Source organism: Hydrogenophaga intermedia, assembly GCF_023715105.1.
Classification (GTDB): domain Bacteria; phylum Pseudomonadota; class Gammaproteobacteria; order Burkholderiales; family Burkholderiaceae_C; genus Hydrogenophaga; species Hydrogenophaga intermedia_A.
Genome location: NZ_JAMBNO010000003.1, coordinates 101,224 through 126,995, shown reverse-complemented (window position 1 = coordinate 126,995; position 25,772 = coordinate 101,224). Strand labels below are relative to the sequence as shown.

Annotated in this window: 25 protein-coding genes; 5 read left to right on the top strand and 20 right to left on the bottom strand. The window is 66.6% G+C overall.

The genetic code is table 11. From position 1 onward, the window contains the following. Positions 1-139 precede the first annotated feature (139 nt). Positions 140-1,036 (top strand): helix-turn-helix domain-containing protein, encoded by an 897-nt coding sequence (locus M3149_RS03905; protein WP_251708031.1) that lies wholly within the window; start codon positions 140-142, stop codon positions 1,034-1,036. A gap of 138 nt (positions 1,037-1,174) precedes the next feature. Here M3149_RS03905 and badI read toward each other — a convergent pair whose 3' ends face one another. The 4 genes from badI to M3149_RS03885 form a co-directional block, all read right to left on the bottom strand. Next, positions 1,175-1,978 carry a 2-ketocyclohexanecarboxyl-CoA hydrolase gene (badI, locus tag M3149_RS03900; protein ID WP_251708030.1) on the bottom strand — a complete coding sequence of 268 codons (804 nt, stop codon included), beginning with the start codon at positions 1,976-1,978 and terminating at the stop codon, positions 1,175-1,177. A 10-nt stretch (positions 1,979-1,988) separates the two neighbouring features. Continuing rightward, positions 1,989-2,783 (bottom strand): SDR family NAD(P)-dependent oxidoreductase, encoded by a 795-nt coding sequence (locus M3149_RS03895; protein ID WP_251708029.1) that lies wholly within the window; start codon positions 2,781-2,783, stop codon positions 1,989-1,991. Positions 2,784-2,892: 109 nt separating this feature from the next. Then, positions 2,893-3,411, bottom strand: coding sequence for a flavodoxin family protein (locus M3149_RS03890; RefSeq protein ID WP_251708172.1), 519 nt, complete (start codon positions 3,409-3,411; stop codon positions 2,893-2,895). Between the two features lie 19 nt (positions 3,412-3,430). Then, on the bottom strand, positions 3,431-4,114 hold the full coding sequence (locus tag M3149_RS03885; protein ID WP_251708028.1) for a nitroreductase: 684 nt from the start codon (positions 4,112-4,114) through the stop codon (positions 3,431-3,433). A gap of 98 nt (positions 4,115-4,212) precedes the next feature. On the opposite strand from M3149_RS03885, the gene M3149_RS03880 reads away from it, so the two are divergent. Further along, on the top strand, positions 4,213-6,234 hold the full coding sequence (locus M3149_RS03880) for an AMP-binding protein (RefSeq protein ID WP_251708027.1): 2,022 nt from the start codon (positions 4,213-4,215) through the stop codon (positions 6,232-6,234). Here the strand turns inward: M3149_RS03880 and can are convergent. The 4 genes from can to M3149_RS03860 all read right to left on the bottom strand — a co-directional run bounded on the left by can (position 6,198) and on the right by M3149_RS03860 (position 10,375). Then, the gene (gene can / locus M3149_RS03875; protein WP_251708026.1) at positions 6,198-6,848 is read right to left on the bottom strand and encodes a carbonate dehydratase; all 651 of its coding nucleotides are present in this window, start codon (positions 6,846-6,848) and stop codon (positions 6,198-6,200) included. The genes M3149_RS03880 and can overlap by 37 nt on opposite strands. Positions 6,849-7,007: 159 nt before the next feature. Further along, complete coding sequence (locus tag M3149_RS03870) at positions 7,008-7,991, bottom strand: Bug family tripartite tricarboxylate transporter substrate binding protein (RefSeq protein ID WP_251708025.1); 984 nt, start codon at positions 7,989-7,991, stop codon at positions 7,008-7,010. Beyond that, entirely contained in the window at positions 7,988-9,214 is a 1,227-nt protein-coding gene (locus tag M3149_RS03865) for a CaiB/BaiF CoA transferase family protein (protein ID WP_251708024.1), read from the bottom strand. The genes M3149_RS03870 and M3149_RS03865 overlap by 4 nt, the downstream gene beginning before the upstream one ends. Before the next feature lie 3 nt (positions 9,215-9,217). Further along, positions 9,218-10,375 (bottom strand): acyl-CoA dehydrogenase family protein, encoded by a 1,158-nt coding sequence (locus M3149_RS03860; RefSeq protein WP_251708171.1) that lies wholly within the window; start codon positions 10,373-10,375, stop codon positions 9,218-9,220. A gap of 91 nt (positions 10,376-10,466) precedes the next feature. Here M3149_RS03860 and M3149_RS03855 point away from each other — a divergent pair, with 91 nt between their 5' ends. Further along, complete coding sequence (locus M3149_RS03855) at positions 10,467-11,420, top strand: LysR family transcriptional regulator (protein ID WP_251708023.1); 954 nt, start codon at positions 10,467-10,469, stop codon at positions 11,418-11,420. 23 nt (positions 11,421-11,443) lie between these two features. Here M3149_RS03855 and M3149_RS03850 read toward each other — a convergent pair whose 3' ends face one another. The 12 genes from M3149_RS03850 to M3149_RS03795 are packed head-to-tail and all read right to left on the bottom strand — an operon-like array spanning position 11,444 to position 23,559. Next, positions 11,444-12,382: an MBL fold metallo-hydrolase gene (locus M3149_RS03850; protein ID WP_251708022.1), complete on the bottom strand. Its 939-nt coding sequence runs from the start codon at positions 12,380-12,382 to the stop codon at positions 11,444-11,446. A gap of 10 nt (positions 12,383-12,392) precedes the next feature. Beyond that, positions 12,393-13,181 (bottom strand): enoyl-CoA hydratase/isomerase family protein, encoded by a 789-nt coding sequence (locus M3149_RS03845; protein ID WP_251708021.1) that lies wholly within the window; start codon positions 13,179-13,181, stop codon positions 12,393-12,395. Then, the gene (locus M3149_RS03840; RefSeq protein WP_251708020.1) at positions 13,178-15,193 is read right to left on the bottom strand and encodes an acetyl/propionyl/methylcrotonyl-CoA carboxylase subunit alpha; all 2,016 of its coding nucleotides are present in this window, start codon (positions 15,191-15,193) and stop codon (positions 13,178-13,180) included. Before M3149_RS03840 ends, M3149_RS03845 begins: the two co-directional genes overlap by 4 nt. Further along, positions 15,193-15,993 (bottom strand): enoyl-CoA hydratase/isomerase family protein, encoded by an 801-nt coding sequence (locus M3149_RS03835; protein WP_251708019.1) that lies wholly within the window; start codon positions 15,991-15,993, stop codon positions 15,193-15,195. Before M3149_RS03835 ends, M3149_RS03840 begins: the two co-directional genes overlap by 1 nt. Positions 15,994-16,005: 12 nt before the next feature. Beyond that, positions 16,006-17,166, bottom strand: coding sequence for an acyl-CoA dehydrogenase family protein (locus M3149_RS03830; protein WP_251708018.1), 1,161 nt, complete (start codon positions 17,164-17,166; stop codon positions 16,006-16,008). A 22-nt stretch (positions 17,167-17,188) separates the two neighbouring features. Continuing rightward, entirely contained in the window at positions 17,189-18,796 is a 1,608-nt protein-coding gene (locus tag M3149_RS03825; protein WP_251708017.1) for an acyl-CoA carboxylase subunit beta, read from the bottom strand. Further along, positions 18,793-19,041, bottom strand: coding sequence for a hypothetical protein (locus tag M3149_RS03820; RefSeq protein WP_251708016.1), 249 nt, complete (start codon positions 19,039-19,041; stop codon positions 18,793-18,795). Before M3149_RS03820 ends, M3149_RS03825 begins: the two co-directional genes overlap by 4 nt. A 15-nt stretch (positions 19,042-19,056) precedes the next feature. Beyond that, positions 19,057-19,884 carry an SDR family NAD(P)-dependent oxidoreductase gene (locus M3149_RS03815; RefSeq protein WP_251708015.1) on the bottom strand — a complete coding sequence of 276 codons (828 nt, stop codon included), beginning with the start codon at positions 19,882-19,884 and terminating at the stop codon, positions 19,057-19,059. Between the two features lie 27 nt (positions 19,885-19,911). Continuing rightward, a complete protein-coding gene (locus M3149_RS03810) occupies positions 19,912-20,328 on the bottom strand; it encodes a MaoC family dehydratase (RefSeq protein WP_251708014.1) in 417 nt (138 codons plus the stop codon). Positions 20,329-20,338: 10 nt separating this feature from the next. Then, positions 20,339-20,782: a MaoC family dehydratase N-terminal domain-containing protein gene (locus M3149_RS03805; RefSeq protein ID WP_251708013.1), complete on the bottom strand. Its 444-nt coding sequence runs from the start codon at positions 20,780-20,782 to the stop codon at positions 20,339-20,341. Between the two features lie 2 nt (positions 20,783-20,784). Beyond that, positions 20,785-21,969 (bottom strand): lipid-transfer protein, encoded by a 1,185-nt coding sequence (locus tag M3149_RS03800; protein WP_251708012.1) that lies wholly within the window; start codon positions 21,967-21,969, stop codon positions 20,785-20,787. Between the two features lie 54 nt (positions 21,970-22,023). Beyond that, the gene (locus tag M3149_RS03795; RefSeq protein ID WP_251708011.1) at positions 22,024-23,559 is read right to left on the bottom strand and encodes a class I adenylate-forming enzyme family protein; all 1,536 of its coding nucleotides are present in this window, start codon (positions 23,557-23,559) and stop codon (positions 22,024-22,026) included. A 163-nt stretch (positions 23,560-23,722) separates the two neighbouring features. On the opposite strand from M3149_RS03795, the gene M3149_RS03790 reads away from it, so the two are divergent. Next, positions 23,723-24,928: an ABC transporter substrate-binding protein gene (locus tag M3149_RS03790; protein WP_251708010.1), complete on the top strand. Its 1,206-nt coding sequence runs from the start codon at positions 23,723-23,725 to the stop codon at positions 24,926-24,928. Between the two features lie 20 nt (positions 24,929-24,948). Continuing rightward, on the top strand, positions 24,949-25,749 hold the full coding sequence (locus M3149_RS03785; protein ID WP_251708170.1) for an enoyl-CoA hydratase/isomerase family protein: 801 nt from the start codon (positions 24,949-24,951) through the stop codon (positions 25,747-25,749). Positions 25,750-25,772 lie beyond the last annotated feature (23 nt).

Sequence of the window (25,772 nt, the reverse complement as noted above, 5' to 3'; positions counted from 1 at the left end):
GGCCAATGACCGGCAGCCGCATTGGAGCCCAAATGCGTCGATGCATGGCAATCGTCTCCTTTGTCGTGGGGCTGGATGGTCGTTGCCATGCGGGCAGCGCACAATCGACAAAGGCGGCGAATAACCGGACAATTCGTGCATGTCAATGGTCCCCCGCTTTGCCCTGTACGGCACAGATTCCGCGCCGGCGTGGCTCGACTTCGTCCACATCGAACACATCCCCGAGCGCTCCAGTCTCTACGACTTCGAGATCGAACCGCACGTGCACGACGGGCTGCTGCAGTTGCTGTACGTCGTGGCAGGCAGCGCCACCGGCGAGGTCCTGATGGACCACCGGCGCTGGCGGCTATCGCCTCCCTGCGTCGTGATCGTCCCGGCGGGGGTGGTGCACGGCTTCCGATTCCCGAGCGATGTCGACGGCCCCGTGATCACCGCGCCACAGCGGTCGCTGGAATCTCTGGTGGCAGCCCTTTCGCCGGCGTTGCTGGCCCACATCCGGACACCCAGGGTCATGCCCGTCGACGCCAGGAGCCCCTACGCGGACGACCTAATGCCGCTGTTCGAGGCCATCGAACGCGAGTCGCGCCATGGCACGGCTGGCCACGTGGCCAGCGGCATGGCCTTGCTGGCAGCGCTGCTCGTGCAGATTTCGCGCATCAGTCAGGGCGCGGCGGTGCCCAGCGAACAGCGCTCGCGCAAGGCCCTCCAGATCGAACACTTCCGCCGGCTTGTCGACGAGCGCTTCCGCACGCGACGCAGCGTGGCCCACTACGCGGAGGCGCTTGGTGTTTCCGTCGGCCACCTCGGCCGCCTGTGCCGGGACGTGCTCGGGATATCTCCGCTGGATGCCATCAACGAACGGCTGCTGCACGAAGCGCAGCGGGAGCTCGTGTATTCCTCCGTCAGCATCAAGCAGCTTGCGTGGGAACTGGGCTTCGAGGACGAGGCCTACTTCGGCCGGTTCTTCAAGAAACACACGAAGCAACGGCCGACGGAGTTCCGGACAATGGCACGGCGGCACCTCGCGATGGCTTAGTTAGCGGCGGCAGGCCGTCCGGCAACTGCAGGCATCACCACTAGGTCACGCCTGACGGCGAATGTGGGTCGTGGTTTGGTGCGCCGGCCCGGCGGCGGAAGTTGATGCACAGAGCCGGTAGGCCCTGCCAGATGCCGATCACTTCCTGGCTGCGTTGCGCTCCGCGAGAACCTTGCGGAAGTCAGGCTTGCGCTTCTCGAGAAACGCGCGCACGCCCTCCTTCGACTCGTCGGTGTCGTAGTAGAGGCTCAGGGCCTGCATGCCGAGGCTGCCGATGCCGCGGATGTGTTCGGTAGACGCATTGAATGACCGCTTGGCAATTGCCAGCGCGGTGGGACTCTTCTCGACGATCTCACGGCCCCACTTCGCCACCTCGGCGTCGAGCTGGTCGTGCGGCACCACCACATTGCACAGCCCCATCGCGAGCGCCTCCTGCGCGCTGTAGCGGCGGCACATGTACCAGATCTCGCGCGCCTTCTTCTCGCCCACCACCGCGGCAAGGTAGGCGGTGCCCCAGCCGGGATCGACGGAGCCCACCTTCGGCCCGACCTGCCCGAAGACCGCCTTCTCGGAGGCAATGGTCATGTCGCACAGGGTGGCCAGCACGTTGCCGCCGCCGATCGCGTAGCCCTGGACGCGCGCGATCACCGGCTTGGGTACGTCGCGGATCACGCTGTGGAGTTCCTCGATCGGCAGACCGGCCGTGCCGCGGCCGTCGTACTGCCCGGCATGGGCCGACTGGTCGCCACCGGTGCAGAACGCCCGGTCGCCGGTGCCGGTGAGAACGATGGCGGCGATGTTCCGGTCCCATCCCGCCTTCAGCATGGCTGCCAGCAGTTCCTCGACAGTCTGGCCGCGAAAGGCGTTCATCACGTCCGGCCGGTTGATGGCAATGGTGGCAATCTGTTCGCGCTCTTCGTAGATGATGTCGGTATAGCTCATCGCAGGCTCCTCAACCAATCATGCTGTAGCCGCCGGAGACGGAAAGGACCTGGCCAGTCACATGGCCCGCCTTGCCCGACGCGAGGAAAGCCACCGCGTTCGCGATGTCCTGCGGCCGCCCCACCTTGCGCAGCGGAAGGGCCTTGGTCACCTTCTCGAGCTGTTCGGGGGTGAACATGCTGTCCGCGTTCGTCCACATGCTGTTGCCGCCCACCTCGTCCGCGTTCTCGGGAATGGTCACCCCAGGGCAGACGACGTTGCAGCGGATCCCATAGCGGCCGTTCTCCTTGGCGATCGTCTTCATGAAGCTGTTGATCGCGGCTTTCACGCCCCCGTAGACCGCTTCCCGGGGTTCGCCCTGGCGGCTGGCATCCGAGCTGATAGAGACGATCGCTCCGCCAATCTGCTTGATCATGATGTCCAGCGCGGCCTTCGTGCAGTTCAACACGCCGACATAGTTGATGTCGATCACCTTGCGCCAGAACTCCGGTGTCGTCTGGGTGAAGAACATCAGATTGTCCCATCCCACGTTGTTGACCAACACATCCACGCGGCCGTGCTTGTCCATGGCTGCCTGGAACATGGCCTGGACTTGCTGCAGGTTCGTGACATCGGTCTTGACCACCTGCACGGACGCAGCGCCCAGCTTCGTGGCGAATCCGGCGGTCTTCTCCGCCTGCGCCGTATCGATGTCACCGATGGTGATGTGCGCGCCTTCGGCGGCGAATGCGAGGACGATGGCACGACCTATGTTCGAGCCGCCGCCGGTCACGATGACCGACTTGCCTTTCAGTTCGAGATCCATGAGCACCTTTCGTGAGCAAGAAGCGAGTCCCGCGCATCTGCACCGGGGAAGCCATCAGTCTAACACTAGTTAGGCAGTCGATCACTACCCCATGGCTCGGGGCCACGTTTCAGTAGATGCCGAAGGACAGCCCCGTTGCGATAGCGGCGCCCAGGTTCTCGCACCGCTCGAGTTCGCCCGGTTCGATGCGCTTCTGGCGCAGGATCTCCTGGGGAGTTTGGGCGTGCGTGCAAACGATCAGGGCATCGGCGACCCGCCGCAGCCGCCAACCGGCGGCGATGCGCTCGATCTGGCGCACCGCGTTGCTGCCATCGCTGCCGGCGCAGACCATGCACGCGTATGGCCGGCCATTGATCCGCTCCAGGGCGGCGTAATAACTGCGGTCGAAGAAGTCCTTCATCAGCCCGGACATTGCGCCCAGGTTCTCGGGCGTGGCGAAGACCAGGCCATCGGCGTCGAGCACATCGTCCGACCCGGCGCGCGCGGCCTGGAGCAGCCGCACTTCGACGGACTGCTCCTGGCCGGCACCGTGGGCCGCGGCCCGCGCCATTTGCAAGGTGCCCCCCGTCATCGTGTGGTACACGATGAGCAGCGTCTTGCGCGGCGTTGTCACGCCGCCCGAGGGCATGGCCGCCGACACCTGGCTCTCAGCGAGGTGCCCCGAAACCATGGAAGCTGACGAACTCGTCGAGCGGCACGCGCTCCGTGATGAAGGCATTCTCCGGCGCCTGCGGATCCTCATGCCCGAGCGCGATGCCGCACAGCAGCATCTCGTTGTCGCTCATGGGCAGGTGCTGTCGTGCGATTCCGTGAAACCAGGCAAAAGCGGCCTGTGCGCATGTGTGCAGCCCCTCGGCGCGGGCGGCCACCATCACGCTCTGGATGAACATGCCGACGTCCATGAAGCTGCCCGTGTTCAGGCGCCGGTCCAGCGTGACGAGCATCCCCACGGGCGCGTCGAAGAAGGTGTAGTTGCGCAGCATCTGCTCCTCGCGGGCGAGTTTGTCGTCGCGCGCAATGCCCAGCGTGGCGTAGAGGCCCAGGCCACAACGGCGGCGGCGATCGACGTAGGGCTCGAACCAGCTTGTCGGGTAGTAGGCGTATTCGGGCTGGTGGCGATCGGCATCCGCCCGCGCGGCTTTCAAGATGTCTTGGCACAGGCGGTCGCGCGCCTCGCCCGCCAGCACGTACACCTGCCAGGGCTGGACGTTGTTCCCGCTCGGGGCCCGCCCCGCCACCTCCAGGATATGGCTGATCACGGCGGCCGGCACCGGCGTGGGGAGGAAACGGCGGACCGACTTGCGGCTGCGGATGGCTTCGTCGACGTGCATGGCGGACTCTCCGTTCTTGCGCGCGGACGTCGGATCATCCGCTTGCCGTTCGACACGGACACTGGACTGCGCGCGGGGCTTGAGCTAATCTCGAAGGAATGAATTCTACCAAACGACCGTTCGACTGGGTTCCGGCGCCCGAAACGGTGGCGCAATCCAATCTCAGCGCATTCATCCGCTACACGGGTCAAGCCGATTTGAGCGGACTGTGCAGGCGGGCCGACGCGGATCCGGCCTGGCTGATGCAGCAGGTGCTCCGTTTTTGCGACTTCCGCTTCTACAAGCGGCCGCAGAGCATTCTGGATACCTCACGGGGCATCGAATGGGCGCGATGGTGTGTCGGTGCCACCACCAACATCGTGCTCAACTGCATCGACAGGCATCGCGGAACGCCCGCGTGGGAGCGGCCGTTCCTCGTCTGGGAGGGCGAGGACCGGCTTGCACAGCGCAGCCTGACATACCGCGCATTCGACGCCGAAGTCTGCCGCCTGGCAGGCGCCCTGCGTTCCCTCGGCGTGCAGCGCGGCGACCGGGTGGCGTTGTACATGCCCAACCTGCCCGAAACCTTCATTGCCTTCTTCGCTGTGATGAAGATCGGCGCCGTGGTCATGCCCCTGTTTTCCGGCTTCGGACCGCAGCCCATCGTCGCCCGGTTGAACGACGGCGAGGCCAAGGTGGTCCTGACCGTCGACGGTACGTGGCGGCGCGGGACGCCGGGCGGGATGAAGTCCGTGCTGGACGTGGCGCTGGCCTCGGTGCCCAGCGTGCAGCATGTACTGGTACTGCGCCACCTGGGCGGTGCGCTGCCCGACTGCCCCATGACCGCCGGGCGTGACCACGACTGGGCCGCGGCGGTCGCGAGCCAGCCGGCGGAACTGGAAACCACCGAGATGGCCGCCGACGATGCCGCCGTGCTGCTCTACACCTCGGGTACCACCGGCAAACCCAAGGGATGCGTATGGACGCATGTGAGCTTCCTGGGTTCGATGGTCACCCGGGACATGCACATCTGCGCCGATTTCAGGGCTACCGACCGCTTCTTCTTCATGAGCGACATGGGCTGGATGGTCGGGGCGATGTGCGCCTGCATCCCCAGCTACTTCGGCGCCAGCCTGCTCGTGGCCGAGGGCACGCCCGATTTCCCGGACACCGGCCGCTTCTGGCGCCTGCTGCAGGACCACAAGGTCACCTACCTGGGGGTGGCGCCGACGCTCATTCGCGGCCTCATGCGCTACGGCAGCGCGGAGGTGGAGAGGTTCGACCTCTCTGCCCTGCGCATCACCGTCTCTGGCGGTGAAGCCTGGACCGAAGCACCCTGGCGCTGGTTCTTCGATAATGTGTGCAAGAAGAAGCTGCCATTCCTGAACATCGTCGGCGGCACCGAGGTCGGCGGATGCAATTTCACGGGCACCTTGCATCATCCGCTGCGGCCGGGCTCCTTCGGCATGGGGGGGCTCGGCGTCGGCGCGGACATCGTCGACGAGGCGGGGAAGACCGTCGCCGCCGGCCAGGTGGGCGAGCTGGTGCTTCGCAACCCCAACATCGGCTTCACCAAAAGCCTGTGGCGCGACGACCAACGCTACCTCGACAGCTACTGGCGCACCCTGCCCGGCCTTTGGGTGCACGGCGACTTCGCCATGCGTGACGAGGATGGCCTTTATTACATCCTCGGCCGCAGCGACGACACGATCAAGGTATCGGGCAAGCGCACCGGACCGTCGGAAATCGAAACCTTGCTGACGGGCACCGGCAAGGTGTCCGAAGCGGCGGTGGTCGGCGTCCCGGACGAAGTGAAGGGCTCGGCAATCGTGTGCGTGTGCGTGCCCATGCCCGGCGTGCCGGCAGACCCTGTGCTGCAGCAGGATTTGTCCGCCGCGGTCGTCCGCGGCATGGGCGCCTCGTACCGTCCCCGCCAGGTGCTGCTGGTCAGCGACCTGCCCAAGACGCGCAACATGAAGGTCATGCGCCGCGTGGTGCGGGCTGTGTACACCGGCCAGAGCCCGGGCGACCTGTCGTCGCTGGTCAACCCGGAGACGGTGGCCGAGTTGCAGGCGAAGCTCGGGGTCGAGGGGATCGGCACCGGTCAGGGCACGCCCAACGCGGACAGTGCCTCGACGTAGCCGGCGTCCCGCGCGTCGATGCCGCCCACGCTTGCGCCGACCCGTCGGAGCAGCCCGTCGCCGAGCCCATAGACCAGCCCATGCACTTCCAGGTGCTGCCCTCGCTCCCACGCCCGGCGTACAGTGGTCGTCCGACACACGTTGCTGACCTGCTCGATCACGTTCAGCTCGCACAGGAGAGACGCGCGCGCCTCCGTCGCCGCCTTGTGGCCCAGCCGATCAGCATGCTTTCGGCTGACGTCTTCCAGGTGCCGCAGCCAGTTCTCCGCCAGCCCGGTACGCCGCTGCTCCACCACCGCCTGCACCGCGCCACACCCATAGTGCCCCACCACGAGGACGTGTTCCACCTTCAGGACCTCCACGGCGTATTGCAGCACGGTCAGGCAGTTCAGGTCGGAGTGCACCACGAGGTTGCCCACGTTCCGGTGGACGAACACCTCTCCCGGACGAAGCCCCAGAATCTCGTTGGCCGGAACACGGCTGTCCGAACAGCCGATCCACAAGTACCGCGGCGACTGCTGCCGTGCCAGCCTTTGGAAGAACTGCGGGTCCTGGGCCACGCACCGAGCCGACCAGGCCCTGTTGTTCGCGAACAAGGATTCGATGCTGCACATGCCTGAAAGCCTCCGATCGACGGATTTGGAACAATGCCTACAACGGACAAAGACCACCTGGCCGGCGTCGGCCCCGCCTGCGCGAGATCTGGCGCGGGTGGCCGCTCACCTGCCTCGAATTGCAGACCCCTCGATTTGCCCTTTGAAGCAGCATCGACATCACTCCTGCTTCAGCCCGGCCGCCTTCACCACCTTGCCCCATTTGCTGTGGTCATTCCGGATGAACGCCCGGAACTCCTGGGGCGACATGACCCACGGTTCGTAGCCCATGGTCTTGATGGATTCCAGCATCTCGGGCCTGCGCAGCACCGCGGCAGTCTCGGCGTGCATGCGCTCCAGTAGGGCTTGCGGCAACCCGGCCGGACCGACGAGGCCGAACCACAGGTCGCTGCCGGCCTCCTCGAAGCCCGGATAGCCGGCCTCCCGCAGCGTGGGCACGTCCGGCAGCACACTGCTGCGCCGCGGGCTCAGGATCGCCAGGGGGCGGATACGTCCGGAGCGCACGTGGGGCAGCAAGGTCACCGGGATGTCAAACATTGCGGGGACGGTTCCGCCGACCACGTCGGTCATCGCGGGCCCGCTTCCCTTGTACGGGATGTGGGTGAGCGGCGCACCGGTGAGAACCTTCAGCAGCTCGCCGGCCAAGTGGTTGCTGGCTCCGGTGCCGCCGGACGCGAAGCTGGCCTGCCGCGGGTTTGCCTTGGCCCAGGCCACGAAGTCCGCCACCGTACGGACCGGTATGTCCGCATTCACGACAAGCACGTTGGCGTAAGAGACGATCGGAGTAATGGGCGTGAGATCCGCCAGCGGGTCGTAGGGATGCTTCGCCATCACGTGCGGATTGATGGCCGTCGTGCCCGTGTGCGCGAAGCCGAGGGTATAGCCATCGGGCGCCGCCTTGGCGGCGGCGTCGATGCCGATCGCGCCTCCTGCACCTGCGCGGTTCTCGACCACCACCGGCTGACCGATCGCGTCGGAGAAGTTCCGGGCGAATGCGCGCGCCAATACGTCGCTGGGTCCGCCGGCCGAAAACGGCACGATCAGCCGCACGGGCTTCTGCGGCCAGCCCTGCTGGGCGGCCGCCAATCCGGGCAGGAAAAGGGCCGCGCCACCCAGGGCGAAGCTACGCCGGTTGATGTTCATGTCGTCTCCTTGGTCTCGGTCGGAGCAAGCGCGCCCAGCACGCCCCGATCCCGCATGGCCGCGATGTCCCCGTCGGCATAACCGAATTCGAGGAGGACTTCGCGGGTGTGTTCGCCCAGCGCGGGCGCAGGGCGCCGGTTCTCGGGCATGGACTCCGACCACTCGGTGGGAATCGCGGTGATCCGGATTTCGCCTTCGGTCGGATGCCGCACCGTCTTTACGAAGCCGGTCGCCTGCACGTGCTCATCGGCGACGATGTCGTCGATGCTGTACAACCGCGCAGCGGGGATGTCGGCCTGCTCGAACACGCGCAGCCATTCGTCCGTGGTACGCGTCGCCAGGACTTCGCTGAGGTAGCCGTAGACGTGGTCGATGTGCCTCAGGCGCTCGTTCTGGCTGGCGAAGCGCGCGTCGAGGTCGAACATTTGCGACTGCCCGATCGCCGCAAAGAAGCTGCGCCAGTGCTTGTCGTTGTACACCAGCACGCAAATGTAGCCATCCCGGGTCCGGTAAGGCCGCCGGTCGCGGGCGAGGCTGCGCTGGTAACCGCTGGGCCCTGCTGCGGGCACGAATTGTTCTCCGGCCAGATGCTCGCCGAGAATGACCGACAGCATGCCCTCGAACATGGGGACGTCCACGCGCTGGCCGCGGCCTGTGCGCTCGCGATACACCAGCGCGGAGGTGATGGCGGTGCACAGCTGCAAGCCAGCCATCCGGTCCACGAGCACCATGGGCGCGTAGCGCGGCTTGTCGGCGCCGGCCTGCTGCGCGAGCCAGGGAATGCCGCACATGCCCTGGATCAGGTCGTCATATGCCGGTCTGCGGGCATAGGGACCCTTCTGGCTGAACCCATAAGCCCCGGCGTAGACCAGCCGCGGATTGAGGGCCTGCAGGGTCTCGTAGCCGAGGCCCAGCCGGGCCATGGCTTGCGGCCGGATGTTGTAGACCAGCACGTCGGCATGGCGCGCCAGCCGCAGCAGGACCTCCCGCCCCTGGTCCTGCTTCAGGTCGAGCACCACCGAACGCTTGTTGCGCCCGAGTGAGAGATAGAAGTGACCCATGTCGACATTGCGCATCGGCCCGGACTTGCGCATCACGTCGCCCGCAGGCGGTTCGACCTTGATCACGTCTGCGCCATAGTCCGCCAGCACGGAGCTGGCATAGGGGCCCATCACCACGCTGGTGAGGTCGATCACGCGGATGCCGTCGAGGGGGCCGCTCATGGCTCAGGCTACCTCGCGCAGCATTTCCCGTGCGGTGACCAGTTGCAGGATCTGGCTGGTACCCTCGTAGATGCGCAGCAGGCGGACGTCGCGATAGAGCCGCTCGATGGCGTACTCCTTGATGTAGCCGTTGCCGCCATGGATCTGCAGCATGCGGTCCGCGATGCGCCCGGCCGCCTCGGTGGCAAAGTATTTGCAGCAAGCCGCTTCCTTGGTGATCGACTTGCCGGCATCCTTGTCGCGCGCGGCGCGTTCCACCATCGCCCGTGCGGCATAGGCATCGGCCTGGCTGTCGGCCAGCAGTGCCTGGATCAACTGGAACTTCGCGATGGCCTGGCCGAACTGCTTGCGCTCGGTGGCGTAGCGCAGGCCCTCGTCGAGCAGTCGCTGGCACAATCCCGTGGCCACGGCAGCCATGTGCAGGCGGGCGTGGTCCAGGGACTTCATGGCGTTCTTGAAGCCGGTGCCTTCCGGCCCAAGCATGGCGCTGGCCGGCACCCGGACGTCCTCGAAGATCACATCCGATTCATGCGAGCCGGCAAAGCCCATCTTGCGGTACGGCTTGGCCACGGTGAGCCCCTGTGTCCCGCGCTCCACCAGGAAGGCGGAGATCCCGTTCGCACCCGCGTCCCTGGGAGCGGTGCGCGCGAAAACGGTGAACACGCCGGCATGGATCGCGTTCGTGATGAACCGCTTGGTCCCATTGATCACGAAACCGTCGCCCTCGCGCGTGGCTCTGGTGCTGAGCGAGGCGGCGTCGGAGCCCGCGTCCGGCTCGGTCAGCGCGAACGACGCCATCATTTCGCCGGAGGCAAGCTGCGGCAGGTACTTGCCCTTCTGTTCCTCGCTGCCATAGTTGATGATCCCGAGCGTGCCCACGCCGTTGGTGGTGCCGAAATAGGAACGGAATGCCGGCTGTGCGTAACAGATCTCCATCACCACACGCGCCTCCTCGTACATGCTCAGGCCCAGACCGCCGTACTTCTCCGGGATCGTCATGCCGAAAAGCCCGAGGTCCCGCATGCCACGGACCACGTGCGCCGGAATTTCGTTGGTTTCCTCGACGATCTCCTCGGCCGGCAGCAGCACCTCACGCGCGAAGCGGCGGGCGGCATCCACCAACAGCTCGAGCGTCTCTTCGCGTTCGGATGGCAGGTTCATGGGTTCAGACGCTTCGACATGCGCCGCACTATAAGCAGCCGCTCCATACCCGTCCAATACCAGATAGGGCTGCAACTGATATCCTCCTGTGATGAACTGGCGGCAAGCCCAGCACATGGTGTTGCTGGCGGAAACCCTCAACTTCCGCAAGGCGGCAGAGCGCCTGCACATGGCGCAGCCGCCTCTATCCATGTCGATCAAGCGACTGGAAGATGAACTCGGGACACCCTTGTTCATCCGCGGCGGCCGCGGCCTGCGCCTGACGGTCGTCGGCGAGGCGATCCTTCCGCATGCACGGCAGATCGTCCACCACGTGATGCAGCTCAAGGCCACCGCAGCGAGCGCTGCAGGTGGTCTTGCGGGGCAGTTGCGCATTGGCTTCGTGGGCTCGGCCACTTATCGGGTTTTCCCGCGGGCGCTGCCGCACTTTCGCAGCCTCTATCCTCAGGTTCAGCTCGACCTGCGCGAGGGAACCACGACCGGGATTCTCCTGCAGGTCGAGCGCGGCGAGCTCGACCTGGGCCTCGTACGCTACCCAGTGGTGGCGTCCACCGCGGCGCGGCTGGTCCCGGTGGAATTCGACCAGCTCGTCGCGGCCGTCCCGGAGGGCAGCGCCCTGGCGCGGGCCGACCAGGTCCAGCTGCCGGACCTGCGGGACGAAGGGTTTGTCTTGTACGCCGCCGGGGCGGCGGCAAACCTGTGCGCGCAGGTGGTCTCGGCCTGCCAGGCGGCCGGCTTCACGCCGCGCACCGTGCAGGAGGCAGTGCAGGTCCAGACCTTGCTGAGCCTCGTGGCGAGCGGGATGGGCGTCGCGCTCGTGCCATCCGCGAGCCAGGCGCATCGCATGCAAGGGGTGTCGTTCCGCACCCTTTCGCAAGCGGGCGACCGTCTCGACGTGGCGATTGCCGCGGCCACCCACCCTCAGACGGAGCCAGCCGCGGCGGCCCGGTTCCGCGAACTGCTGTGCGCGCTCCAGGACCGGGGGACTCCGGGCAAGCCGTTGATCCTGCCCTCGGCCGTCGCCGGCCCGCCGACGGAGGCCTGATCCGCCCGGCGTCTCGCCGAGCCTCAAGCGTCGTGGAGGGTATCGCCGACGCGGCGCAGAACCTGCGCCCGCACCAGTTCCTGCGTGAGCAGCTCGATCCAGGCGGGCATGGCGGTGTCCGCGGCCAGGCGCTGGCGGAGGCTGCCGAAGCGCGGCGTGGCGGCGGCCCAGGACACCAGTTCGTCCAAGCTCACCTGCCGCGTCTCCAGCAGCCTGAACTTCAGCAGAGCCTTGGCCGCATGGTGCGCATGGCGGGACGGGTTGCGCATGAAGGCCTGCAGGCGATCGCGCGCGCGGCCCAGCACCGCGAGTTCGAAGCGAAACACCCGGCCGTGGCCGGGGATCACCCAACTCGGCGCAAGTTGCTCGATCAGGTCGAAGGTGCTGCTCACCTGATCGAAGCCGCTGGCACCCTCCAGTTCGGGAAACACGATGCCGAAGCCGTTCTCCCAGAGCGCATCGGCCGAGATCAGGGTTCCGGAGCGCGGCTCGAATAGGATCACCGAATCGGGGTCGTGCCCCGGCGCCGCATGCACCTGCCAGGAGCGGTCCCCCAGTTCGATCTCGGTGCCTGGCCGCACGAGCGCGTCGTGGCGGAAGCGCGGGCAGACCTGGCCTTCGGGCTGGTAGCCCAGCGCCACGGTGTCCCAGGCAGCCACTGCCGCGGCCAGGCCAGGGGGAATCCAGGTGCGCACGGCGGGCCAGCGGGCCTGCAGCGCAGCGTTGCCTCCGCAGTGGTCGCTGTGCAGATGGGTGTTGACCAGGCGGTCCAGCCTGCGTCCCTGCAGGACCCGCTCGACCAGCGCGACGGTCTGCTGCGCATCGGTGCAATAGCCGCTGTCGACGAGCGCGGTCGAGCCGGCGCCGATGAAGAGCACCCCGTTGCTAGAGAGCCAGCTCCTCTCGAGCACGTGCAGACCCGGCGGGAGACCCGACTCGCCCGTGGACCACGGCTGTTGCATGGTCTGCGCCTCAGCGCCCTTTCCACACGGGTTTGCGCTTTTCCGCGAAGGCGCGCGGCCCTTCCTGCGCGTCCTCGCTGGCATAAGCCGCACGGTAGATGTTGTTCGCCAGCGCCATGCCGGCCTCGCAGCCCGCGCTCATCGCCGTCAGGATCGACTCCTTGCCGGCCATGACGGACAAGGGTGCATTGTCCCGGATGCGCTCTGCCAGCGACTGCGCGCGCGCCCGGACGGCGTCGGGCGTCTCCTCGAGGTAATTGATGAAGCCCAGCTCATGGAAGGTGCTGATCGGGTAGAGCTCGCCGGTCAGCACCATCTCCATCAGCAAGGGCTGCGGCAGCATCCACAGCAGCGGGATCGCCCAAGGGCTGCCCCGGCCGGCGATGCGCGTCTCGGTGATGCCCACCTGCGTGCCCTTGAGGCCCACGCGCAGGTCGGAGTTCAGGCTGAGCATCATGCCGCCGGCGATCAGGTGCCCCGTCATGGCCGCGATGATCGGCTTGGCCACGCGGCGCTGGCGGGCGTGGAAGGGATCCTTCATCTTCGTCAGGATATCGACGCCCTCTTCCTGCTTCACGCGCGCGGCCTCGCGCAAGTCCAGCCCGGCGCAGAAGGTGCCGCAGTCTGCGGACGTGAGGATGGCAACGCGGACGTTCCGGTCCGCATCGACTTCTCCCCAGCAGTCGTGCAGCCGGTTGGCCGCCGCCGGCGACAGTGCATTGCGGATCTCGGGCCGGTTGATCTTGACGGTGGCGATGCCGTCGCGGACTTCATAGATGACGGTGTCGGCGTCGCTCATGGCTGGCTGTCTCCTTCATGGGTGGGCACTGCGGCATCGACCTGTGCGACGAGCGCGCCCCGTTCGACTGTCTGCCCGGCGGCGACGGTCAGGCTGCGCAGGACACCCTCGTGCTCGGCACAGATCTTCATTTCCATCTTCATCGATTCCATCGTGACCACCACGTCCCCGGCGCGCACCATGTCTCCCACGGCCGCGTGCGTCTTCAGGATGGTGCCCATCATCGGCGTGCGCAGCTCGCCGGAAGTGACCTGGGCCGCGGCGGCCTGGGCTAGGTAATCGATGGCCTCGAAGTCGAAGGCCCCCTCGCCGGCTTGGACGTACAGCCGGCCGGCCCGGCGCGCGATGGCCACGTGCTCCACGGCGTCGCCCAGGTTCAGCTGCCACAGATCGCCGTCGGCCCGCAACGCCAGGCGCAGGCGCTCCTGGCCCACCTGCACCAGCATCTCGCCACCAGGCTGGCGCGCGCCGAAACGGACCTCGTGCAGCCTGACGCGGTCGCGCAGCAGCAGGCCGGGCACCGCAGACACCGGATCGTCGCCCGCGTGCATCTGCCAACCGGTGACATCGGGGGCAGACCAGGCGCCATAACCGGCGCCCTGCGCCCGCATATCGAGAAGCCACCAGGCTGCGGCCGCGGCAACCAGGCGCAGCGGCGCCACCATCGCGCCGGCGCCATCCTTCAGCAATTCGTCGACGGTACGCGTATGGAAGCTGCCATCGCGCGTCTGTGCAAGCGCGATCAACTGCTGCAGGAACCGGCCGTTCGTGGTCACCCCCAGCACCTGCGTTGCGGCCAGCGCGAGCGACAGGCGATCCAGCGCAGCCTGGCGGTCTGCGGCATGCACGATCAGCTTGGCGAGCATGGAGTCGTAGTACGGCGTCACCACGGAGCCGGCGCGCACGCCCGTCTCGACCCGCACGTCCCACGCGGGAAAGCGCAGCACGACGATCTCGCCGGTGGACGGCAGGAAATCCCGTTCGGGGTCTTCGGCGCACAGACGGGCCTCGACCGCATGGCCGCGCAGCGACACGTCCTGCTGGCGCAGGGGCAGCCCCTCGCCCGCTGCGATGCGCAGCATCAGCTCCACCACGTCGACCCCGGTCACCTCTTCGGTCACCGGGTGCTCCACCTGCAGCCGTGGGTTCACCTCGAGGAACCAATGACGATCGCGCGCGACCAGGAACTCCACCGTGCCTACCCCCCGGTAGTTCAGCCGCTGCGCCAGTCGCACCGCGTCGGCCAGCAACTGCTCTCTCAGGCCTTCCGGCAGCGGCGCGGCCGGGGCCTCCTCGATCAGCTTCTGATACCGGCGCTGCAAGGTGCACTCGCGCTCGAACAGATGGATGACGTGACCGCGCCCGTCACCGGCAATCTGAACCTCGACATGCCGGCCGTGTTCGACGTAGGGCTCCACGATCAGCGCGGGGTCGCCGAAGGCGCTGCCCGCCTCCCGCATCGCCGTGGCGATGGCATCCGCCAATGCGCCGGGGTGGCGCACCACATGCATGCCCTTGCCGCCGCCGCCGGCCGCGGGCTTCAGCAGCACCGGCAGCGGCAGCGCCCGTGCCCGGGCCGCCACCACCTCGGCGTCGGCGCTCGCCTCTTCGCCGCCGCCCAGAACCGCAATGCCGGCGCAGCGGGCCTCGGCCTTCGCCGAAGCCTTGTTGCCCAGCCGGTCGATGACCTCGGGGGTGGGCCCGATGAAGACCAGTCCGGCGGCCTCCACGGCACGGGCGAAGGCAGGATTCTCGGCGAGGAACCCGTAGCCTGGGTGGATGGCCTCCGAGCCCGTGCGCAGCGCGGCTGCGATCACGGCATCGATGCGCAGGTAGCTCTCGGTCGCCGTGGCGCCGCCAAGGCCGATCGACTCACCGATCTCCACCGTGTGCAGCGCGTCGCGGTCGGCGCTGGAGTGCACACCGGCCACCGCAATGCCCAGGCGCTTGCAGGTGCGCGCGATGCGGCAGGCGATTTCCCCGCGGTTGGCGATCAGGATCTTCCTGAACACTAGCGCCCCGCCCAGCGGGGCGCCCGCTTTTCGTTGAAGGCTCTCACCCCCTCGAGCCGGTCCTCGGACGATACGAGCACGTTGTAGGCCGCTATGTCGAGCGCGTAGCCGGAGTGGAAGTCCACCTCCCCTCCCCGAGACGCCGCCACCTTGACGTAGTGCGCGGCCATGGGCGCGGCCAGCACGATCTCGCGCGCCTCGGCCACCGCCGCGGCCAGCGCCTGGCCCGGCTCCGCAACGCTGGTCACCATGCCCCACGCCGAGGCCTGTTCGGCCGAGAAGCGCCGGGCCGTCAGCAGCAGTTGCTTCGCGCGACGTCCGCCGACGGCGCGCACCAGGTTCTGGATGCCGCCGCCGCCAGGCATGATGCCGCGCCGCACCTCGGGCAGCGAGAACGCTGCCGTGCGCGCGGCCACGATCCAGTCGCACATCAGAGCCAGTTCGCAACCCCCGCCATGGGCGTGGCCCTCCACGGCGGCGATCACGGGGCGCGGAAAGTCCTTCACCGCCAGCAGCACCTCCTCGGCAAGCTGGTGCTGCTTGCGCCACGCGAGATCGGTCATCCCGTCACGCTGCTTCAGGTCGCCGCCGGTGCAGAACGCACGCTCGCCGGCACCAGTGACGATCAGGACGCGCAGGCCATCGTCGAAAGCGAGTTCGTGCAACGCCTCGCGCAGGTCGACGAACATCTGCGTGTTCATCGCGTTCATCACCTCGGGGCGGTTCAGCACCAGGCAATGGATACCGTCCGCCGGTACGGTCCCGGGCGCAGCATGGATCAGCAGGGTGTCGTAGCCCATGGCGTTCCCACGTCAATAGGAGCGGGGCATGCCCAGCAGGTGCTCCGCCACCTGCGCCAGCACCAGGTTGTTGGAAATCGGCGCGGTGCGGAAGAGCCTGCTTTCCTTCCACTTGCGCTCGATGTCGAAGTCGCAGGCCACCCCGTAGCCGCCGAACGTCGTCATCGCCGCCTCGGCGGCCTCCCAAGCGGCTTCGCTGGCCAGGTACTTGACCATCGTCGCCTCGCGGCCGCAAGGCAGGCCCGCGTCGAACAGCGTGGCCGCCTTGTTGCGCATCAGCTCGGCGGCCTCCACGTTGATGTGCGCACGCGCGATCGGGAACTGCACGCCCTGGTTCGCACCGATCGGACGGTCGAAGACGACGCGCTCCGTGCCGTAGCGCGCCGCCTTTTCGACGAACCAGTGCCCGTCGCCGATGGCCTCGCTGGCCACCAGCAGCCGCTCGGAGTGCAGCGAATCGAGCAGGTAATGGAAGCCCTTGCCTTCTTCCCCGATACGGTCGTCCTCGGTCAAATGTAGGTCGTCGATGAAGACCTGGAAGGTGTGGTGATTGATCATCGTGCGGATGGGCGTCGCTTTCAACGACGCGCCTGCCTTCTTGATGTCGATGAGGAAAAGGCTCAAGCCATCGGTCTTCTTCTTCACATCATCGATCGGCGTCGTGCGCGCGATCAGCAGGTACATGTGGGAATGGCTGTAGCGGGACGTCCATATCTTCTGGCCGTTCACCACGTAGCCTCCCGGCACCTTGCGCGCGAAGGTCTTGATCGCCAGCGTGTTCGACCCCGCATCCGGCTCCGTCACGCCGAAGGCCTGCAGCCGCAGGCTGCCGTCGGCGATGCGCGGCAGCGTGCGCCGCTTCTGCGCTTCGCTGCCGTGGCGCATGATCGAGGCCATCGTGTACATCTGCGCGTGGCAGTGCACGGCGCTGCCGCCATTCTGGTTGATCTCCTGCAGGATCAGACAGGCGTCGAGTAGCGGCAGCCCGGCGCCGCCGTATTCCTCGGGAATCAGCGCCGCCAGCCATCCGGCCTTGGCCATCGCGTCGACGAAGGCTTCGGGGTAGGCCCCCTCCTGCGCGCAACGTCGCCAGTATTCGGGGCCGAAGCCCTTGCACAGGTCCCTGACGCCGGCGCGGATCTGGTGCTGTGTGTCGCTGTAGTCGAAGTTCATTGCCGGTTCTGCTTGGCGCGGCTCACATGCGGAACACGCCGAACTGCGTGTCGCGCTTCGGCTGCCGGCCGGCCATCTCGAGCAGCAGCGCCATCGTGTCACGTGTTTCCAGCGGGTCGATGACCATGTCGCACCACAGATGGGCGGCATAGTTGTAAGGGCTGGCGAACGCCTCGAACTGTTCGCGGATGGGCTGCTTGAAGCGCTCCTTCTCTTCGTCCGTCCAGCTCGTGCCCTCGCGCTGGTGAATGTTGTCGCGAACCATGCTCAGCGTGGTCGCGGCCTGCTCGGGACCCATGAGCGCCGCGCGGCCGGTGGGCCACATCATCATCACGTGCGGCTTGAACGGCCGCCCGCACATCGCCAGGTAGGCAGCGGCATAGGAGCCGCCGGTGATCAGCGTGTAACGCGGCACGTTGGCAGAGGCCATGGCGGTCATGAACTTGGCGCCGTGCTTGGCGATCCCCTCACGCTCGACCGCCTGCCCCACCATGAAGCCCGAAACGTCCGCGATGAACAGCAGCGGGATATCGCGCTGGCAGGCCAGCTCGATGAAATGCGCGCCCTTGAGCGCACTCTCGGAGAAGATGACGCCGTTGTTGGCCAGGATGCCGACCTGGAATCCATTGATGCGGGCGAAGCCGCAGATCATCGAGCTGCCGTACAGTGGCTTGAACTCCTGCAGGTCGCTGTCGTCGATGAGTCGCGCCAGCACCTCGCGGTTGTCGGTGGGGTGGCGGTTGTCGGCGCTCACGATTCCATAAATGTCGCGCGGGTCGAAGCGCGGTGGCTTCGGCGCGGCAACGTCCCAGCGCTGCCGCGGGCCGGTGCCGAGGTTGGCGACGATGCCGCGCACGATGGCGATGGCGTGGCTGTCGCTCTCGGCCAGGTGGTCGGTGACGCCGCTGACGCGGCTGTGCATGTCGCCGCCGCCCAGGGTTTCGACATCGACCACCTCCCTGGTCGCCGCATACACCAGTTGCGGCCCGCCCAGGAACATCGCACCCTGGTTGCGCACGATCACCGCCTCGTCGCACAGTGCCGGCAAGTAGGCGCCGCCGGCCGTGGACGGGCCGTGGACGGTGGCGATCTGCGTGATGCCCTCGCCCGACATGCGGATCTGGTTGTAGAAGATCGAGCCGAACTGCCCGTCGTCGGGAAAAATGTGCGCCTGCTCGGGCAGGTTGGCGCCCCCCGACTGCACCATGGTGATGCACGGCAGGCGGTGCTGCCAGGCGAACATCTGCGCCCGCACGTGCTTCTTGGCGGTGATTCCGTAGTAGGTGCCCCCCTTCACCGTGGCGTCGTGGATCATCAGCATGCAGGCGCGGCCGCTGACCAGGCCGACGCCGGTGATGATGCTGCCGCCGGGCGGAACGCCTTCGTACAGCCCTTCGCCGGCGAGCTGGCCGAACTCGAGGAAAGGGGAGCCCGGGTCGAGCACCGCCGCCAGCCTTTCCCGCGGCAGCAGCTGGCCGCGCTCCTTGTGCAGCCGGCGTGCCTTCTCAGGGCCGCCCGCCAGCGCGCGGGCGCGGCGCGCATGCAGGTCGGCGATGCGCGCCAGGTAAGCGTCCCGGTTGCGGGCAAAGTCGCCGCCACCGGGCGACACAGTGGTCGTCATCAGGGTCATGCAATGTCTTTCCCTGCGAACGGGGACATCGACGGTTGCATCCCGGCGCGGCGCCGCTGCACCATCACCCGGCCGCGCAGGGCGGCGAAGCAGTGGGCATGGTTGGGCCAGATCTTCAAGCCGTTGACGGCATAAGGGTCGCCGGCCGGCGTTGCGGGGGTCTTCAGGCTGGCCAGGTCGCAGCCGGCGTCATGCTCGAAAAGCTGCCGCTGGGCGCGATCATCCTCGCGGAACGACGGATCCATGCGCGGGATTTCCGGTCAGAGGGAAAGCCCGCCGCCGCAGATCAAGGTCTGGCCGCTGATGTAGTTCGATTCCGGCGTGCACAGCAAGTACACGGATCCGGCGGCTTCCTCGGGCGTGCCGCCCCGGCCGAGGGGGATGCTGCGCTCCATCATGGCCAGGAGGTCAGGGTTGACGCCGACCTTGATCTTGCGGCCCTCGACGTCGATGGAGGCGTCTCCGCCCGCCGGTGCCTCGGTCAGCCTGGTCCTGATCATGCCGAAAGCGACCGCATTGACGTTGACCTTGTACCGCCCCCATTCCTTGGACAGGGCCTTGGTCAGGCCGATGATGCCGGCCTTGCCGGCCGAGTAGTTGGCCTGGCCCGCATTGCCGCCGGTGCCGGCGACGGAGGAAATGTTGACGACCTTGCGGAATACTTCCCTGCCCGCCTCCGCCTCGAGCTTGGACTGGTGACGGAAGTAATCGGCGGCAGCCCGCAGGATCCTGAAGGGCGCCGTCAGGTGCACGTCCAGGATCGACTGCCACTGTTCGTCGGTCATCTTCTGGATCACGTTGTCCCAGGTGTAGCCGGCGTTGTTGATGATGATGTCCAGGCCACCGAACCCGTCGATGGCGGTCTTCACGAAAGTCTCGGCAAATCCGTCTGAAGTGACGCTGCCGGCGCACGCCATCGCCTGGCCGCCCGCGGCCTTGATGTCGGCCACGGTCTGCTCGGCGGGTGCGGCGTCGAGGTCGTTGACGACGACCTTGGCGCCTTCGCTGGCGAGCTTCATCGCGATGGCGCGGCCGATGCCGCGTCCGGAACCGGAGACGATGGCGACCTTGCGGTCAAGCTTCTTCATGGGTCTGTCCTCGATGTCGGGAAACTGTCAGTCCAGTGCCACAAGCGCTTCTCCGGCCAGCGTCACTTCACCGCTGTGCTTGGTGGCGATGAGTTCAATGCGCGCGCAGGGGCGCCCCGCCCGGGTCAGCTTCTCCACCACCTTGCCACTGCACTGCACGCGGTCGGCCACGTGTGTGATGGCGGCAAAGCGCACCGCATAGCTCAGGATGCGCTGCTGCGGAACCCATTGGGTCAGCGCGCGGGCCAGGTAGGCCATCGACAACATGCCGTGGGCGAAGACGTCCTTCATGCCGGCCTTGCGGGCGAAGTCGATGTCGATGTGGATGGGATTGTGGTCGCCCGACGCGCCTGCGAACAGTGCCAGCGTGGTCCGGCTGATTGGCGGCAGCTGCAGCACCGGCATCGCGTCGCCGATGGCGACCTGCTGGGGGTTGAATGTCATTGCCATTCCTTCATCCGTGGCGCACGACGATGACCGCATGCAGATCGGCGACATGCTCGCCGAACTGGTTCGTGACCGTCGTGTCGTTTACGACGAATTCCAGTGCGCCACCCTTCTTGTCGTAGATGTCGCTGACCCTCGTCTGGAAACGAAGCGTGTCGCCGGCGCAAACGGGCCCGTGGTAGTCGAAACGCTGCTCACCGTGCAGCACCTTGCCGAGGTCGATCTCCAGTGTCTCGATCAGTTTCATCGTCTCCCCCGAGTCCCCGGGGGCGCCGAAGATGAAGGTCGGTGGTGCGACGATGCCGCGGAAGCCGGCTGCCTTGGCCGCGGCTTCGTCGGTGTGGATTGGATCGGTGAGCCCGACCACCTTGGCGAAGAAGGCGATACGGCCCTTCTCCACGTCCCAGAGGATGGGCGGCGGCGCATAGCCGATATGCTTCTTGTCGATCACGTTCAGGCGGTCTCGTAAAGCGTCACGACGCAGGCGCCGCCCAGCCCCAGGTTGTGTTGCAGTGCCACACGCGCGCCGGCAACCTGTCGCTTGTCGGCCGTGCCGCGCAGCTGGTGCGTCAGCTCGTAGCACTGCGCCAGTCCGGTGGCGCCCAGCGGATGGCCCTTGGACAGCAGGCCGCCCGATGGGTTGGTGACCACCTTGCCGCCGTAAGTGTTGTCGCCGTCGCGCACGAACTTCTCGGCGCCACCTTCCGGACACAGGCCCAGGCCCTCGTACGTGATCAGCTCGTTCTGCGCGAAGCAGTCGTGCAGTTCCACCACGTCGATGTCGCCGGGGCCGATGCCCCCTGCCTCATAGACCTGCCGTGCGGCATCGCGCGCCATGTCGTAGCCGACGACGCGCATCATGTCCTTCGATTCGAAGGTGCTGCTGAAGTCGGTGGTCATGGCCTGCGCCGCGATGCTGACCCGGGTGTTCAAGCCGTGCCTTTTCGCGAACCCTTCCGAGCAGATCACGGCAGTTGCGGCGCCGCAGGTCGGCGGGCACGCCATGAGGCGCGTCATCACGCCTTCCCACAGCATCGGCGAGGCCATGACATCCTCGGTGCTGACCTCCTGGCGGAACAGCGCGAGCGGGTTGTTTGCTGCATGTCGGCTGGCCTTGGCGCGGATGGCCGCGAAAGTCTCCAGCCGGGTACCGTACTTGTCCATGTGCGCCTTGCCGGCACCCCCGAAGTAGCGCAGCGCGAGCGGGATTTCGGGATGGCCGACCAGTTCGTCGGTGATCCGGTCGAACTCGTCGAAGGGGGTGGGGCGGTCGGCGAAGGCCGCCCTGATCGCACCCGGCTGCATCTGCTCGAAGCCCAGTGCCAGCACGCAATCGGCCGCCCCCGACTGCACCGCCTGGCGTGCGAGGAACAGCGCCGACGATCCGGTGGAGCAATTGTTGTTGACATTGAGCACCGGGATGCCAGTCATTCCCACCGGGTAGAGCGCGCGTTGCCCGCAGGTCGAGTCGCCATAGACATAGCCCACGAATGCCTGCTGAACGGCCTTGTAGTCGACGCCCGCGTCCTGCAGGGCCAGCCGGGTGGCCTTCTCGCCCATGACATGGTAAGGCTCGCTGGCCCCGGGCTTGGCGAAGGGGACCATCCCGACGCCGGCGACAATGACAGTGTTCTTCATGAGAGTTCCATTTGGAGCGGACAGGAGGAATCGGACGGAGGGGCCGCTACCTGGTCAGGACGGCGGGCCGAGCCACATGCGCTCGATCTCGTGCCGCTGAATCTTTCCGGTGCTGCTGCGGGGAAACGCGGCCACTTCGACGACCCGGAACGACTTCGGCACCTTGTAGCCAGCCAATTGCTCACGGCAGGAAGCGGCGAGTGCGGCCGTGTCAGCGTCGACACCGGGCTTGAAGGCGACGAAAGCGACCGGCACCTCTCCCCAGCGCTCATCGCGCTGGCGCACCACCGCGGCGTCGGCAACAGCCTCGTGAGCCAGCAGGACACGCTCGATTTCAGCCGGATAGATGTTTTCCCCGCCGGACTTGATCAGATACTTCGCGCGGTCCACGAAATCGAGCGTGCCATCGTCGTGCCGCACGAACAGGTCCCCCATGTGGAACCAGCCTCCGCGAAAATCGTGGGCATTCACATCGGGTGCATTCCAGTAGCCCGAAAAAAGAGTGGGACCGCGCAGCGCGGCTTCACCCGGCGTTCCCACGGGCACATCGCGATCGTCCGCATCGACCAGGCGGACGCGGCAGAATCCGGATTCCTGCTTGGCCAGGCTGGTGGGCAGGACGCCGGGTGCGAGCAGCGCAGCAGAGGCCGGCGCCAAGCCCGTCTCCGTCGCGCCGAAACTGTTCAGGTAGGGCGCGTTCAGCAGCCTTGTCAGCTCGGCGATCTGCTGCAGGGGGACCAGATCGGCCATGGCACCGACCAATTTGACGCCGCGCGGCCGGGTGCCGTTTCTGCGGAGGCCGTCGATCAGGCCATCGATCATTCCGGGCATGGCCACCAGCCAGCCGATGCGCTCCCGCTGGATCGTGGCGCACAGCCGGTCGACGTCCAGGCCGTCCTGCACGATGACCTTGCCGCCGATGATCAATGTCGCCAGGCTGAAATCGGTGGCTGCCATATGAAAGAACGGCGACCACGCGACATAGCTGTCGTCCGGCCCGATGCCGTATTGCACCGCGAAGCACATGGCCCGCGCCATCATGGCGCGCTGGCTGATCACCGCCCCCTTCGGCAGCCCGGTGGTGCCACTGGTGTAGAGAATCACGAGGCCTTCTTCGGGGTCCACGTGTCCGGTCGGCTCCTCATCGAGCGACGCGGCCAGCAGGCCCTCGTATTCCCGCTCGATGTGGACGACACGAGCAACGCTGTGGGCCGCGCGTTGCAGCGCGGCCGCGAACCGGTCCGATACGAAGATCATCGCCGGGGACGTCAGCCCTATGCAGTGGCTCAATTCACCTGCAGACAACCGCCAGTTCAGGCAGGGGACGATCACGCCCAGCTTCGCGGCTGCGAGTTCCAGCTCGATATACGGGATGCAATTTTCGGAAAGTATCGCTACCCGGTCGCCCCGCTTCACGCCATGCGCGAGGAGCGCGTGGGCCAGCCGATTCACGCGGGTGTTCAGCTCGCGGTAACTGAGGCCCTTCGCCGCATCCTCGACAGCGATGACCTCCGGGCGCAGCGCGGCATGCTTGGTCAGCGCGTCCGCCACGCTGAACTGAAAGGTTGCACCGCTCGCTGCGATCGTCATGCGAGGAATCTACCTAACAATTGACAGGTAGGCAAGTCGGGACTAGAGTTGCCCGCTCAAGTGCCGTCGCGTCGTTGCGCCGCGTTTGGCGGCGCGAGCTCCATTTGCGGATCTGCCCGGCATCAGTCTCGATTGCGCCGATTTACCGAGAGCAAGTTACAGCATGCACTCCATCAAGAAATCAGTTGCAGGTGCCTTGGCGGCCCTGGCCGTTTCCGCTCCGTGCACGGCGCAGATCTCCGACGGCATCGTCAAGATCGGCCTGGTGGTGGACCTCACCAGTCTCTACGCTGACGTGACGGGCCAGGGCGTGATCGAAGCCATGAAAATGGCGATCACTGACGCGGGCGGATTGGTCAACGGCAAGAGGATCGAACTGATTGCCGGGGATTACCAGAACAAGCCGGACATCGCGGCCAGCAAGGCACGCGAGTGGGTCGACAAGGAGGGAGTCGACCTCCTGGTGGCAGCTACGAACTCGAGCGCGGCCTTGGCGGTCGCCAGGGTAGCGCACGAAAAAAGGCGCCCCCTGCTCGTCGTCAGCACCGGGACGGCGCGGCTCACCAACGAGGAGTGCAACCCGTACACCATCCACTACGGGTATGACACCGTCGCGCTCGCCAGAGGAACGGGGTCGGCCGTTGTCAAGCAAGGCGGAAAGTCCTGGTACTTCCTCACGGCCGACTACGCCTTCGGCTCCTCGCTCGAAAAGGACACGTCCGACGTCGTGAAGGCCAGCGGTGGCACTGTCCTCGGCAGTGTCAGGCACCCTCTTTCCGCATCGGACTTTGCGTCTTTTCTGCTGCAGGCACAGTCATCGAAGGCGCAAGTTCTCGGCCTGGCAAACGCCGGGGCCGACACCGTCAATGCCATCAAGGCGGCGAGGGACTTCAACGTCACCAAGACAATGAAGATGGCGGGCCTGATCCTGTTCGTGAACGACATCCACGCTCTCGGACTGGATCTCGCGCAGGGCATGTACCTGACGGACAGCTGGTACTGGGACCAGAACGAAAAATCGCGCGCATGGTCGAAGCGCTACTTCGAGAAAATGAAGAAGATGCCCAACGCGATTCAGGCATCCGGCTATTCGGCCACCGCGCATTACCTCGCATCGGTGAAGGCCTCGGGCACCGACGGTTCGGACAAGGTGATCGCGCACATGAAGGCTGCGCCGATCAGGGACATGCTGACTCCGAGCGGTGTGATTCGGCCGGACGGCAGGATGGTGAGCGACCTGTACCTGCGGCAGGTCAAGTCGCCTGCAGAGTCGAAATACCCGTGGGATTACTTCAAGGGTGGCGATCGCATTCCTGGCGCCGAGGCATTCACCACCAAGGAGGAATCCAAATGCCCGCTGTGGAAGTGATGAAGGCCGGGGCCGGCGAAATGTCCGCGACGACCACCATTCGCGTGGAGCAGCGCGCCGGTGTCGCCTGGATCACGTTGGATCGCCCCGACGCGATGAATGCGTTGTCTGACACGATGTGCGCCGAGCTGCTGGCGGCCGTCGAGCGCATCGAAAGCGACGCCGCCATTCGCGTGGTGGTCCTGACCGGCTCGGGACGCGCCTTTTGTGCCGGAGCCGACCTCAAGGGATTGTCGGAGCACACCAGCATACGGGGCGCGGCAGATGATCCTCTGCTGAAGTTCCTCGAACTCGCCGCCGGCATGATGGAACGCCTGCGCGCCGTTCCCAAGGTGACCATCGCGGCGCTCAACGGCCTCACCATGGCGGGCGGGCTCGAACTGGCAATGGCCTGCGACCTGATCCTCGCCGCCGAAAGCGCGCGCATCGGCGACGCGCATGTCAATTTCGGCGTCTTTCCGGGCGCCGGGGGCGCGGCAGTCTTGCCGCGGCGCATCGGCGCCCCCGCGGCCAAATACCTGCTGTTCACCGGTGACACGATGTCCGCCGCGGAGCTTGTGCCGCTGGGCCTGATCAACCGCGTCGTGCCCGACGCACTGCTGCTGGCGGAGGCCGAGAAGCTGGCTGCGAGAATCGCCAGCAAGAGCCCGCTGGTACTGCGTCGCATGAAGCAGGCGGTGGCCGACGGCCTCGAGCAGCCGCAGGCGGCCGCCCTCCGGATGGAGCGCCTCGTGCTGGAAGCGCATCGCCATTCACACGACCTCGCGGAAGGATTGGAGGCCTTCGTCGGCAAGCGCAAGCCGGAGTTCAGGGGCTACTGATCCCGGGCACGAACGCAGAAACC

Bases quoted from the DNA above. Each gene is read 5' to 3' on its own strand.
- M3149_RS03865 (WP_251708024.1), bottom strand. From the start codon at position 9,214: ATGAGCGGCCCCCTCGACGGCATCCGCGTGATCGACCTCACCAGCGTG.
- M3149_RS03785 (WP_251708170.1), top strand. From the start codon at position 24,949: ATGTCCGCGACGACCACCATTCGCGTGGAGCAGCGCGCCGGTGTCGCC.
- M3149_RS03860 (WP_251708171.1), bottom strand. From the start codon at position 10,375: ATGAACCTGCCATCCGAACGCGAAGAGACGCTCGAGCTGTTGGTGGAT.
- M3149_RS03810 (WP_251708014.1), bottom strand. From the start codon at position 20,328: ATGACATTCAACCCCCAGCAGGTCGCCATCGGCGACGCGATGCCGGTG.
- M3149_RS03815 (WP_251708015.1), bottom strand. From the start codon at position 19,884: ATGAAGAAGCTTGACCGCAAGGTCGCCATCGTCTCCGGTTCCGGACGC.
- can (WP_251708026.1), bottom strand. From the start codon at position 6,848: ATGTGCAGCATCGAATCCTTGTTCGCGAACAACAGGGCCTGGTCGGCT.
- M3149_RS03895 (WP_251708029.1), bottom strand. From the start codon at position 2,783: ATGGATCTCGAACTGAAAGGCAAGTCGGTCATCGTGACCGGCGGCGGC.
- M3149_RS03905 (WP_251708031.1), top strand. From the start codon at position 140: ATGTCAATGGTCCCCCGCTTTGCCCTGTACGGCACAGATTCCGCGCCG.
- M3149_RS03820 (WP_251708016.1), bottom strand. From the start codon at position 19,041: ATGGATCCGTCGTTCCGCGAGGATGATCGCGCCCAGCGGCAGCTTTTC.
- M3149_RS03880 (WP_251708027.1), top strand. From the start codon at position 4,213: ATGAATTCTACCAAACGACCGTTCGACTGGGTTCCGGCGCCCGAAACG.
- M3149_RS03825 (WP_251708017.1), bottom strand. From the start codon at position 18,796: ATGACCCTGATGACGACCACTGTGTCGCCCGGTGGCGGCGACTTTGCC.
- M3149_RS03835 (WP_251708019.1), bottom strand. From the start codon at position 15,993: ATGGGCTACGACACCCTGCTGATCCATGCTGCGCCCGGGACCGTACCG.
- M3149_RS03795 (WP_251708011.1), bottom strand. From the start codon at position 23,559: ATGACGATCGCAGCGAGCGGTGCAACCTTTCAGTTCAGCGTGGCGGAC.
- M3149_RS03830 (WP_251708018.1), bottom strand. From the start codon at position 17,166: ATGAACTTCGACTACAGCGACACACAGCACCAGATCCGCGCCGGCGTC.
- M3149_RS03870 (WP_251708025.1), bottom strand. From the start codon at position 7,991: ATGAACATCAACCGGCGTAGCTTCGCCCTGGGTGGCGCGGCCCTTTTC.
- M3149_RS03800 (WP_251708012.1), bottom strand. From the start codon at position 21,969: ATGAAGAACACTGTCATTGTCGCCGGCGTCGGGATGGTCCCCTTCGCC.
- M3149_RS03845 (WP_251708021.1), bottom strand. From the start codon at position 13,181: ATGAGCGACGCCGACACCGTCATCTATGAAGTCCGCGACGGCATCGCC.
- M3149_RS03890 (WP_251708172.1), bottom strand. From the start codon at position 3,411: ATGCCCTCGGGCGGCGTGACAACGCCGCGCAAGACGCTGCTCATCGTG.
- M3149_RS03855 (WP_251708023.1), top strand. From the start codon at position 10,467: ATGAACTGGCGGCAAGCCCAGCACATGGTGTTGCTGGCGGAAACCCTC.
- M3149_RS03790 (WP_251708010.1), top strand. From the start codon at position 23,723: ATGCACTCCATCAAGAAATCAGTTGCAGGTGCCTTGGCGGCCCTGGCC.
- M3149_RS03885 (WP_251708028.1), bottom strand. From the start codon at position 4,114: ATGCACGTCGACGAAGCCATCCGCAGCCGCAAGTCGGTCCGCCGTTTC.
- M3149_RS03850 (WP_251708022.1), bottom strand. From the start codon at position 12,382: ATGCAACAGCCGTGGTCCACGGGCGAGTCGGGTCTCCCGCCGGGTCTG.
- badI (WP_251708030.1), bottom strand. From the start codon at position 1,978: ATGAGCTATACCGACATCATCTACGAAGAGCGCGAACAGATTGCCACC.